The organism is Xenorhabdus sp. NBAII XenSa04 (assembly GCF_963866145.1).
Classification (GTDB): Bacteria; Pseudomonadota; Gammaproteobacteria; order Enterobacterales; family Enterobacteriaceae; genus Xenorhabdus; species Xenorhabdus indica.
Window position 1 is genome coordinate 58739 of record NZ_CAWMEB010000335.1, and the last position, 10675, is coordinate 69413.

General features: G+C 42.1%; 11 protein-coding genes and 1 pseudogene. 8 read left to right on the forward strand and 4 right to left on the reverse strand.

What is annotated here, in order from left to right; all coding sequences use genetic code 11:
• Window positions 1-151 precede the first annotated feature (151 nt).
• The 4 genes from pcnB (at window position 152) to panC (ending at window position 3781) form a co-directional block, all read left to right on the forward strand.
• Window positions 152-1510 carry a polynucleotide adenylyltransferase PcnB gene (gene pcnB, locus AAC147_RS12005; RefSeq protein WP_222941791.1) on the forward strand — a complete coding sequence of 453 codons (1359 nt, stop codon included), beginning with the start codon at window positions 152-154 and terminating at the stop codon, window positions 1508-1510.
• Window positions 1511-1530: 20 nt separating this feature from the next.
• Window positions 1531-2013: a 2-amino-4-hydroxy-6-hydroxymethyldihydropteridine diphosphokinase gene (gene folK / locus AAC147_RS12010; RefSeq protein ID WP_047681357.1), complete on the forward strand. Its 483-nt coding sequence runs from the start codon at window positions 1531-1533 to the stop codon at window positions 2011-2013.
• A gap of 45 nt (window positions 2014-2058) precedes the next feature.
• On the forward strand, window positions 2059-2850 hold the full coding sequence (panB, locus tag AAC147_RS12015) for a 3-methyl-2-oxobutanoate hydroxymethyltransferase (protein ID WP_047681327.1): 792 nt from the start codon (window positions 2059-2061) through the stop codon (window positions 2848-2850).
• A gap of 73 nt (window positions 2851-2923) precedes the next feature.
• Window positions 2924-3781, forward strand: coding sequence for a pantoate--beta-alanine ligase (gene panC, locus AAC147_RS12020; protein WP_047681330.1), 858 nt, complete (start codon window positions 2924-2926; stop codon window positions 3779-3781).
• 69 nt (window positions 3782-3850) lie between these two features.
• On the opposite strand, the gene AAC147_RS12025 is transcribed toward panC, so the two are convergent.
• Window positions 3851-3979, reverse strand: coding sequence for a hypothetical protein (locus AAC147_RS12025; RefSeq protein ID WP_255347660.1), 129 nt, complete (start codon window positions 3977-3979; stop codon window positions 3851-3853).
• Window positions 3976-5076 carry a dimethylsulfone monooxygenase SfnG gene (sfnG, locus tag AAC147_RS12030; protein WP_047681333.1) on the reverse strand — a complete coding sequence of 367 codons (1101 nt, stop codon included), beginning with the start codon at window positions 5074-5076 and terminating at the stop codon, window positions 3976-3978. Before sfnG ends, AAC147_RS12025 begins: the two co-directional genes overlap by 4 nt.
• Before the next feature lie 530 nt (window positions 5077-5606).
• On the opposite strand from sfnG, the gene soxR reads away from it, so the two are divergent.
• Both soxR and AAC147_RS12040 read left to right on the forward strand, forming a co-directional pair.
• Window positions 5607-6065, forward strand: a complete 459-nt coding sequence (soxR, locus tag AAC147_RS12035) for a redox-sensitive transcriptional activator SoxR (RefSeq protein WP_047681360.1) — start codon at window positions 5607-5609, stop codon at window positions 6063-6065.
• A 308-nt stretch (window positions 6066-6373) separates the two neighbouring features.
• Window positions 6374-7372 carry an MBL fold metallo-hydrolase gene (locus AAC147_RS12040; protein ID WP_047681336.1) on the forward strand — a complete coding sequence of 333 codons (999 nt, stop codon included), beginning with the start codon at window positions 6374-6376 and terminating at the stop codon, window positions 7370-7372.
• A gap of 127 nt (window positions 7373-7499) precedes the next feature.
• Here AAC147_RS12040 and budA read toward each other — a convergent pair whose 3' ends face one another.
• Both budA and AAC147_RS12050 read right to left on the reverse strand, forming a co-directional pair.
• Window positions 7500-8132, reverse strand: a complete 633-nt coding sequence (gene budA / locus AAC147_RS12045) for an acetolactate decarboxylase (protein ID WP_052189525.1) — start codon at window positions 8130-8132, stop codon at window positions 7500-7502.
• A 339-nt stretch (window positions 8133-8471) separates the two neighbouring features.
• Window positions 8472-9047: a helix-turn-helix domain-containing protein gene (locus AAC147_RS12050; RefSeq protein WP_047681338.1), complete on the reverse strand. Its 576-nt coding sequence runs from the start codon at window positions 9045-9047 to the stop codon at window positions 8472-8474.
• Window positions 9048-9143: 96 nt separating this feature from the next.
• Here AAC147_RS12050 and AAC147_RS12055 point away from each other — a divergent pair, with 96 nt between their 5' ends.
• Together AAC147_RS12055 and AAC147_RS12060 are read left to right on the forward strand one after the other, a co-directional pair.
• Window positions 9144-10331 carry a benzoate/H(+) symporter BenE family transporter gene (locus AAC147_RS12055; protein WP_047681341.1) on the forward strand — a complete coding sequence of 396 codons (1188 nt, stop codon included), beginning with the start codon at window positions 9144-9146 and terminating at the stop codon, window positions 10329-10331.
• A 249-nt stretch (window positions 10332-10580) separates the two neighbouring features.
• Window positions 10581-10675 (forward strand): annotated as a pseudogene (locus AAC147_RS12060) (integrase); the annotation flags it as partial.

Sequence of the window (10675 nt, forward strand, 5' to 3'; positions counted from 1 at the left end):
GATCCGCGAAACCAAGATAAAACGCGAAACACAGGCAGCCAGTGAAAGGCCAGTCACCATATCTGACCATTCTGCTCAAACAGAGAGCAGCACTCTGCCTAAACATAGCAGAGTGAATCGCATATCTTCATCAAATGCCGAAAACATCAAAATGAAGAAAACATCTGGAAAGGCAAAACATTCTGCCCCCCTGATCACCGTGATCCCGCGGGAACAGCACCCTATTTCACGCAAAGATATCAGTGAAAATGCATTGAAGGTTCTATACCGCCTGAATAAATCTGGCTTCGAGGCTTATTTGGTAGGCGGCGGTGTACGTGACTTATTACTGCACAAAAAACCGAAAGATTTTGACATTGCTACCAACGCAACACCAGAGCAAGTACGTAAATTATTCCGTAACTGCCGCCTTGTTGGTCGCCGTTTTCGCCTTGCCCACATTATGTTTGGGCCAGATGTGATTGAAGTTGCCACATTCCGTGGATCACATGAACAGACTGAATGCAATGACCGCAATCAGTCACACAAAGCTCAAAGTGGAATGTTACTGCGTGACAATATCTTTGGTTCAGTGGAAGAAGACGCCATCCGCCGCGATTTCACTATCAATAGCCTCTATTACGGTATTGAAGATTTCGCCCTACGGGATTATGTCGGTGGAATGGCCGATCTGGAAGAAGGGATTATTCGCCTGATTGGTGATCCGGAAACCCGCTATCGCGAAGATCCGGTACGGATGCTGCGGGCCATCCGTTTCGCCAGCAAGCTAAACATGACTATCAATGAGACCACTGCCGAACCTATCCCACGTCTTGCGTTTCTGCTAAGAGAGATTCCTCCCGCCCGTCTATTCGATGAATCCCTGAAACTACTACAGGCAGGGCACGGTTACAGTACTTATAAGTTACTGCGTGAATACCAGCTATTTGAGCCATTATTCCCGCTAATCCAACGTGGATTCACCCAACACGGTGATTCAGCGATGGAAAAACTGTTGCAGCAGGTATTAAAAAATACCGATTATCGTCTCCAGCATGACAAGCGGGTCAATCCTGCTTTCTTATTTGCGGCAATATTATGGTATCCACTGATTGAACATGCGGAAAAACTGACGCAGGAAAGTGGCTTACAGTATTACGATGCCTTTGCTCTGGCGATGAATGATATTCTTGATGAACAGTGCCGTTCAATTGCCATTCCGAAACGCCATACCACAACTATGCGTGATATTTGGCTATTGCAGCTTCGCCTGCCGCGCCGTCAGGGGAAACGAGCAAATAAATTGATGGAGCACCCAAAATTCCGGGCTGCTTTTGATTTACTGGAATTGCGTGCCAGCGTTGAACCACGTCATGAACTGAAAGAACTAGTGCACTGGTGGACAAAATTCCAACAATCAACACCTTCACAACAGCGGGGCATGATCTCTGAACTTGGCTGTGAGCCTGTTCGTCGCAGAACACGCCATCACCGGGGTGGTTATAATCGCCCTCGCCATAACAGGAATTAACTGGAATCATGTCTAATACTATGACCAGGGTTTACATCGCTATTGGCAGTAATCAGGCTGATCCTTTGCAGCAAGTTGATAATGCACTTGCTGCCCTGAAAACAATCCCTGAAACAACTTTTATTGCACGTTCCTCATTTTATCGCACTAAACCGTTGGGACCACAGGATCAGCCAGACTATCTCAATCTGGCTGTTGCATTGGATACCCACTTACTACCAGAAACCTTGCTTGATCACACTCAGGCGATAGAGCTGGCTCAAGGACGTGTCCGCAAAGATGAGCGTTGGGGGCCGAGAACACTTGATCTGGATATCATGTTATTCGGTGACCAAACAATTAATACTGAACGTCTGACTATTCCCCACTACGGTTTAAAACAACGCGAATTTATGCTTTATCCGCTTGCAGAAATTGCACCGGATCTCGTGTTTCCTGATAAAGAAACATTGGCAGAACGATTAAAACATGTTCCAGAAAATGGCCTGACGTTTTGGTTGTAGCACAGTACGCAAAAAATAAAGGGTATAACTATTCAGGAGGTAATAATGAAACCAATATCTCTGGCTGACCTGAGCCAGTTAAAAAAAGAGAAACGTAAGTTTGCTACAATTACGGCTTACGATGCTAGCTTCGCTCACCTGTTTGCTGCCCAAGGTATCAATGTCATGCTTATTGGCGATTCACTCGGCATGACTGTGCAAGGGTTTGATTCTACCTTACCGGTTACAGTAGAAGATATTGCCTACCATACCCGAAGCGTCCGCGCTGGTGCTCCCCATGCTTTTCTGATCGCCGATATGCCTTTCATGAGTTATGCCACTCCAGAGCAAGGCTGCAATAATGCCGCTATTTTAATGCGTTCAGGCGCTAATATGGTCAAAATTGAAGGTGGAAGCTGGCTGTGTGAGACAGTAAAAATGCTGACCGCCCGATCCGTTCCCGTTTGCGGGCATCTGGGGCTGACACCACAAGCCGTTAACATATTAGGGGGCTATAAAGTACAAGGGCGTGATGAGCCCACAGCTCAACAATTAATTAACGATGCTATTGCCTTAGAAAAAGCCGGGATGCAGTTATTAGTGCTGGAATGTGTACCAGCAGAACTCGCACGGAAAGTGACTGAAGCGCTGGAAATCCCGGTTATTGGCATTGGTGCGGGCAATCAAACTGATGGTCAGATCCTCGTCATGCATGATGCTTTGGGCATTACCGCAAAACCACCAAAATTTGCCAAAGATTTTCTCAAAGAAACCGGCAACATCAGGGATGCCATCAACCTGTATATTGAACAGGTGGAAAACGGCACATACCCCGATCAAGCACACTCATTCAATTAATCTATACCCTATGGATTTCAAGAAAGATGACGGGTATACACAGCATGACGGCCAATTATAAAGGAGTAGAGCAATGCTGATTATAGAAACAATCCCCATTTTACGCCGTGAAATCCGTCGTTGGCGTCAGGCCGGAAAACGAATTGCCTTTGTGCCTACAATGGGCAATCTGCACGATGGTCATATGGCTCTGGTTGATACTGCCAAAGCCCAAGCTGACGTAGTCATTGTGAGTATTTTTGTCAATCCAATGCAATTTGATCGCGAAGATGACTTAGTCAACTACCCGCGAACCCTACAGGAAGATTGTGAAAAACTGAGTCGCCGCAATGTTGAGATGGTTTTTGCACCTAATGTCAACGAAATGTATCCGAATGGCTTAAACGGCAAACAGACTTTTGTTGAAGTACCTGAACTCTCTTATATGCTTGAAGGTGCAAGCCGGCCGGGGCATTTCCGTGGAGTCACCACGGTTGTCAGCAAACTGTTCAATCTGATCCAGCCTGATCTGGTTTACTTCGGTGAAAAAGATTTTCAGCAGTTGCAGGTTATCCGCAAGATGATTGCTGACATGGCTTATGATATCACTCTGGTTTCCATACCTATTGTCCGCGATAAAAATGGGCTGGCACTCAGTTCACGCAACAATCTTCTGTCTCCAGAAGAAAAAAAAGTAGCACCTCTGCTAAACCAAGTCATGCAATGTGCGGCTGAAAGGTTGAAAAATGGCGAACGGGATATTGAACAATTGCTTGAAATAATGTCCACTCATCTACGAGAAGAAGGTTTTATGCCGGATGAGATATTTATTCGTGATGCAGAAAATTTGCAACCTTTAACATCACAGAGCAAAAAGGCTGTGATCCTGATGGCGGCATGGTTAGGAAAAACACGCCTGATTGATAATCAACAGATTGGCTTAACGGCTTGATTTTATGTTGGGGATGTGAACCACTATATGATCCACATCCCCGTGAAAAAACAGCAATCATACATATCGTTATCCAAAATCCGCACTTTTGTGTTTGGCAATATCCATGCCGATCACGATATTATCAGACATAAGGTTAGCCTCTTTGTCAGAGACATAGAAGGTATCGCCACAGATCACCACCCGTAGTTTCTTCATGCTCTTAACTCTGATGTTAACTGTTGTTCAAGTACCCGGACACGAGGGATAACCTCTCGTCCAAAGAATTCAACCTCCTCCTGACAATGGAGGAATCCTAGCAACAATAGATCTACGCCTACTTTCTTATAGTCGATAATCCGTTCAGCTATTTGTTGCGGTGTACCAATCAGCCTCGGTTTAAAACCATCATTATACTGCACCAAATCATCAAAGCTGGATTTCGCCCAGTTCCCTTCTTTTTCCGGTGAAGCCAAGCCCGCATTCTGTGTCTCATGCTGAAAACCTTTCACTGCATCCACATCAGCGTGATCAATAATCTCTTGCAGCACCTGCCGCGCTTGTTGCTCACTGTCTCTGGCAATCACAAACGCATTCATACCAATTTTTACTGAGTGCCCGTTTTGCCGGGATTTAACCTGAATATCGTCGATTTGTTGACGCACACCTTCTGTACTATTACCGTTAGTGAAGTACCAGTCAGAAACCCGTGCAGCCATGTCCCGCGCGGCACGTGAGCTACCTCCCTGAAAAATTTCCGGCTGTGGATGAAGAGGTTTCGGTTTTAAGCTGTAATTCCGAAAACGATAAAAATCTCCGGCAAAAGTGAACTGTTCTTCCTGCCAGATCCCCCGCAGACAGCGAATAAATTCCTCAGAGCGTAAATAGCGCTCTTCATGATCGAGCCAGGGTTCACCAATGGCCTTAAACTCACCGCGAAACCAGCCACTGACAATATTCACGGCAATACGAGCACCGGAAAGGTGGCTGATGGTAGCTATCTGCTTGGCAGCCAGGGCAGGATTCCAGGGACCGGGCAGCAACGCGGCAATGACTTTCAATTTTTCAGTCGCCGCCAGCAAATCCTGAGAAAAAGTTACTGATTCGTGCTGATTTTCGGCGCCATATCCGGCAGTAAAACGGATTTGTGTCAAGGCATAATCAAATCCGGCGTGTTCGGCGATCTGTGCTAACCGCCGATTATATCGTGCATCCCACTGAGTGCGCTGAGGAATTTTACTGACTACCAGACCGCCGGAAACATTGGGCACCCAATAAGCAAATTGTAATGGATAGGAATAATATGCTGTTGTCATGATTGGCTCTATGAAGCGTCCCGTTTGCAAAACAATGCCGTCGCTTATACAAACAATACCATTGCCTCAGCAACCTTTCAGCCTTCATCCTTTGGTAACACGTTAATCTTTATCAGTACCTTCACTAACTGGCACTGACGTAATCTTTTTGGTGTTCCTGTTTGGTCAGGCGCTCTGCACCACCAACGCTCTCACCAAAAGGCCCTGTATTAACAGAACAATTGTTGGACTATGACTATTTGTTGTCTGCAACGGATATACCTGCAACAGTGGCATAACTCATTACCTGACGAGCAGGCACATCAAGAGCATCTTCAGAAAAACTGCCAAAATCAAAATAGAGGGGAGGCTATTTTTCTGAACCGATGGAAACAATAACGCAGACCCTTCCACCTGTAAATATTTACCTTGCTGATTCACTTTTTCACCTGTCAATAGACGCGAATGTCGAATCAACAAGAATATTTTTCTAATTGACAGAAATATCAGGTATGACTATAAAACCTCAAATTAACTTGAGATCAACTGAAATGGCGAAAGATAAAGACATTGATTTTAATAGAGCTTTAACCATCGGAGAAGTAGCAAAACGTAGTGGAGTTGCTATATCAACACTTCATTTTTATGAGTCAAAAGGGTTAATCAAAAGCTCACGTAACCAGGGAAATCAGCGTCGTTTTCCTGCCATTGTTCTGCGTTATATCGCGATTATCAAAGTTGCACAAAGTACAGGTATTCCTTTGAAAGAAATACAAAAAATATTGAGTCAATTTCCACCCAACAGCAAACTAACGGCAGAACAATGGCGTATGCTCTCTTCACAATGGCGGGATATGCTGGATCAACGTATCACAAAGCTAACCCAGTTACGCGATAATCTGGACAGTTGCATCGGTTGTGGATGCCTTTCACTGACAGAGTGCCCGCTACGCAACCCAAATGATATATTGGGAGAAAAAGGAGCAGGGCCAAGGATTTTATTGCAATAAGAATAAGCCACTATCTCAACATTAATTTAAATTAATCTGACAACCTCATTTTATGAGATTACAAAAAAATGAATAAAGACTGTTTCTGAGAATTACTTATTAAAATTTATTTAATCCTTTTTAAGGGAAGCAGATGTTTTTTTGACACCATAATATCGTGTTATCTATTTTTTTATCTTATATCATTCAATCAATTATTAACTTATCAACATTTAATCTGTATCCATCCTATTTTTCATTAATTAATTTATTTTTCATAACACTGATAAATTATAGTTATTTTATTCCCTTAATTTCTGGAGTATTTAATGAAAAATATTTTTAAGAAATCATATCTAGCTATTACATTGACACTCGCAGGAGTGATGGCAACTTCTACAATGTCCACCGCTTCGACAACATTTGCTGAACAACCTGCAAATCAGGTTCCTGGTTATTATCATCATCTCGTTGGTGATTTCACGGTTACCGCTGTTTATGATGGACACATCGATCTTTCCCCTTCTTTACTCAAAGGTCTTGATGAAAAAAATATTCAGGCACTGATCGCACGAATGTTCCAGATTGAAAATAAAGAGGGCATTCAGACAGCGATAAATGCTTATCTTGTCAATACCAAAGAAGGGTTGGTATTAATTGATGCAGGCAGTAGCCACTGCTTTGGACACACAGCGGGAGATATTATTAATAATATCCGTTCTGCGGGTTATCAACCAGAAGAAGTAAAAGCCATATTACTGACACATATGCACCCAGACCATGCTTGTGGCATTACTTCACCGGAGGGTAAAGCCATATTCCCGAATGCGACTGTATATATTTCTGAGGAAGAAAATAATTTCAGGTTGAACCCTCAGCTTGTAGCTTCAACTTCAGAAAAAAATCAGTCATTCGCTAACATGGTTCAAAAAGCTGTAGCACCGTATATTGCTGCAAAGGCATTTCATACTTTTAAAAGTGGAGAAGAGGTTATTTCCGGCATCAAAGCAATATCCACTTTTGGCCATACACCCGGTCATACTTCATACCTGGTACATTCAGGCAAAAGTCATATGTTGATTTTGGGTGATATTGTACATTTTCATGCAGTACAACTGACACACCCCGAAATTTCTATTGAATTCGATGTAGATAACAATAAAGCCATTGAAGCACGTAAATCTATTTTTGAAGAAGCCTCACATCAACAATGGTTAATTGGCGGTGCCCACTTACCCTTTCCGGGTATTGGACATATTCGTAAAGAAAAACAGGGATATAAATGGGTTCCGGTGGAATATTCAAGTGTCTTAAAAACAAGTAACTGATATCCAGAGCAGGGATTGAAGTTACTCTTTCCCTGCCTTAAATGAGAATAAAAAATATCATTTTTCTACAGGCTCCTGATCATTCTTCAGCTTTTCTAATAATATGAGGTCGGCATTAAGATATACACTATTTATCTGGCAGATGGATTTTTATATCTTGTTTTAACTCGTAACTTAAAAGACCATTATGTAATTCAAAATCAATAACGTGCCCGCCATTTGTCCGGGTGTCATCGATAAAATGAATGTGAAACTCTGCAACAGAAACACCGTGAAAGATATCTGGTGTCCAAAACCCAACCATCACACCGCAGATATCATGTAATGTCTCTTCGGATTGTTTTGTAACTGCTTCAATAAAGGGTTTTTCCTGGCAATTCATACGACGAAACCGGATATTTTTAAAATTACCTTCAATCTTTATCGCAACAAAAATATTATCAATATTTACCTGAGTGGATAATTCGGAATAAAGAGATTTTTTGTTGATATTCGCAACAGGAAACTGCTCATTAGGATTGAAATATGTCAACTGTGCGAATGGCAACTGCTCGTGAGCATAGAAACGGCGCACATTCCCCTCTCCCTGAATTTCAAAAAAAGTATCATCCAGTGCAATCATTTCACCTGCGAGTGCATGTAAGTAGCCAATACCAAATGAGCCACCTTGACTGATTTCCGATATTGTAAACATTCCATCAAAAACACCAGACATCAAAGCATGTATAGTGGAATACTGATGTATTATTCGGCTATTCATATGCCCTCTCTCTTGCTACTTGCTATATACCCGTCGTCTTTCAAGTTGCATCTTGAAATCCATAAAATATATATGCTGTAATTTTAAATCTGATTGGGTAGATATAGATATATCAGATGAATATTTCAGATTTTTTACCATATTATAAATTAATATCGCCAGCAGTTAGTCGTTGTCAAGGAAATTATATTTCCTGCTTATATCAAGCATTAACAATTTTGTTTATTTTATTTTCACACTTTAGTTTTTTTAATAAATGAGATAACGTTAAGATATGGCGATTTAAATCGCCATATTAACATCTGTATGAGCAATCTGTACGCCAACTCTTTCAGGTAATTATGTAGGTAATGAGTGATGTGGGTAATGAATGAGGTTATGGATAACGACAATATCATCACCTGAATTAGCATAAGCATGGTTACAACTGGCATGAAAACGCATTGATTCACCTGCTGAAATTTTATGCCAGGTGTCATTAATACGCAGATCTAACACTCCACTGAGCACAATAACATGCTCCACCATCCCAATTTCATGAGGAGAAGATTCACTTGAAGCCCCCGGTAACAATTCTATTTTGAATAAATCGATGAAAAATTCATCATCAAAGGGGATCAGTGGTGTTACTCGCATACCTGAATTGTTTTGTTCAAAGATTGGTAATTCATTAAATCGATGTAATACAGGCTGAAGCTGAGGCTCTGTGCCCTCCAAAAAGGTTGAAAAGGCGACATTAAAACCTGTTGCAATTTTCCACAGTGTAGAAATCGTCGGGCTTGATTGACCGCGTTCAATTTGCCCAAGCATCGCCTTACTAACTCCCGTCAGTTTAGCCGCCTGACTGAGACTTACCCCTCGATAAGCTCTTAATGACTTAAATTTTTCGGCAATTTTCGGTGTGATATCACTCATTGGTGCCTTCTCAAAATAAATACATTGGGTTGAATGCTAAAACAGACGGTGATATTCTCACCATCGTCCGTTATAACATCCGATAGGTAATATCGTATGCCTAAGCAATCATTTTTTAGAGATTTTTCACCAGCAACGCTTGTTACAGGTTTTGTTGCGGTATTAGTTAGTTATGCTAGTTCAGTTGCAATAATTCTCCAAGCATTGACAACGATTGGTGTCGAATCATCACAAATTGGTGCCTGGCTAGTTACGCTCGGTATTGGGATGGGAATCTCAACAATTGCGTTATCACTTTATTACCGCACTCCCATTTTAACGGCCTGGTCAACACCGGGAATTGCATTGTTGGCGACACATTTTCCGAATACTTCTGTCAATGAAGCCATTGGTATTTTCATCTTCGCTTCAACATTAATGTTGATATGCGGTATCACTGGGCTATTTGCCAAACTGATGAACTACATCCCGCATTCCATCGCGGCCGCAATGCTTGCCGGAATATTACTCCGCTTCGGTTTGGATGCCTTTGCAATACTACAATCCAACTTTTGGCTTTGTGGCATCATGCTACTTATTTACTTAATTTTCCGCCGCTACTTTCCGTTATACGCAATAATTTCAACACTTGCGGCAGGGGTTATTCTCTGTATCCTCAGCGGCAATTTAAATTTGGCAGGTGAAAGCATCATGTTCTCCATGCCTAAATTTGTCATGCCACAATTTAGCGCAACCACACTTATTGGTGTAGGCATTCCATTTTTTATCGTCACGATGGCATCCCAAAATGCACCGGGGATTGCTACTCTACAGGCGGCGGGATATCCATCTCGCACATCAAAATTACTTATTTGGACATCATTAGTAACCATTATTCTGACACCTTTTGGGGGATTCAGTATTTGCATTGCCGCAATTTCAGCAGCCATTTGCATGGGAAATGATGTCCACCCAGATCGGGATAAACGGTATATTGCCGCTGTGAGTGCTGGTTTTTTCTATGTACTGGCAGGCATTTTTGGTGGAGCCATCTTCTATTTATTTAACGCTTTTCCAACTCCATTTATAAAGATTTTGGCCGGATTAGCCCTCCTTGGTACTTTTACAAATAGTTTAAATCTGGCAATCAAAAATGAATCTACAAGGGATGCCGCCATTATTTGTTTTCTAATCACAGCATCAGGAGCAAATTTACTGGGGATCAGCTCAGCATTTTGGGGATTGGTTGGCGGGATTATTGCACATTTGATATTTAAAAAACGGACAGTGATAACATCCTCTTAATCCCGATAACTTACCTCCGACTAATTTGGATGAAACACCCACTAAAGATCTCCATATCCTAGCAGTTTACCTGTATGGTTGCATGGTTGCGGAGAACAATATGAATCATAGATATTTCCGACATAGGTAGAAATCTTGGATTTTGTGGACGGCGAGGATTGATATCTTCGATAATGCATTGGGCTTGAGCAACGGTGATTACCACGTAATCCCATTGTGTGAATCTGCAAGTGAAATATTAGATTTACAGGAGAGATGGGGATCAGTTCTGAGATGAGAGATAGGCTGCAAAACCATAAAAAACCCGGCGTCTCAACCAAACATTATGATCGCTATGACGACCT

Coding starts and splice junctions, on each gene's coding strand:
- pcnB (WP_222941791.1), top strand. CDS start 152: ATGAAGAAAACATCTGGAAAGGCAAAACATTCTGCCCCCCTGATCACC.
- folK (WP_047681357.1), top strand. CDS start 1,531: ATGACCAGGGTTTACATCGCTATTGGCAGTAATCAGGCTGATCCTTTG.
- panB (WP_047681327.1), top strand. CDS start 2,059: ATGAAACCAATATCTCTGGCTGACCTGAGCCAGTTAAAAAAAGAGAAA.
- panC (WP_047681330.1), top strand. CDS start 2,924: ATGCTGATTATAGAAACAATCCCCATTTTACGCCGTGAAATCCGTCGT.
- AAC147_RS12025 (WP_255347660.1), bottom strand. CDS start 3,979: ATGAAGAAACTACGGGTGGTGATCTGTGGCGATACCTTCTATGTCTCT.
- sfnG (WP_047681333.1), bottom strand. CDS start 5,076: ATGACAACAGCATATTATTCCTATCCATTACAATTTGCTTATTGGGTG.
- soxR (WP_047681360.1), top strand. CDS start 5,607: ATGGCGAAAGATAAAGACATTGATTTTAATAGAGCTTTAACCATCGGA.
- AAC147_RS12040 (WP_047681336.1), top strand. CDS start 6,374: ATGAAAAATATTTTTAAGAAATCATATCTAGCTATTACATTGACACTC.
- budA (WP_052189525.1), bottom strand. CDS start 8,132: ATGAATAGCCGAATAATACATCAGTATTCCACTATACATGCTTTGATG.
- AAC147_RS12050 (WP_047681338.1), bottom strand. CDS start 9,047: ATGAGTGATATCACACCGAAAATTGCCGAAAAATTTAAGTCATTAAGA.
- AAC147_RS12055 (WP_047681341.1), top strand. CDS start 9,144: ATGCCTAAGCAATCATTTTTTAGAGATTTTTCACCAGCAACGCTTGTT.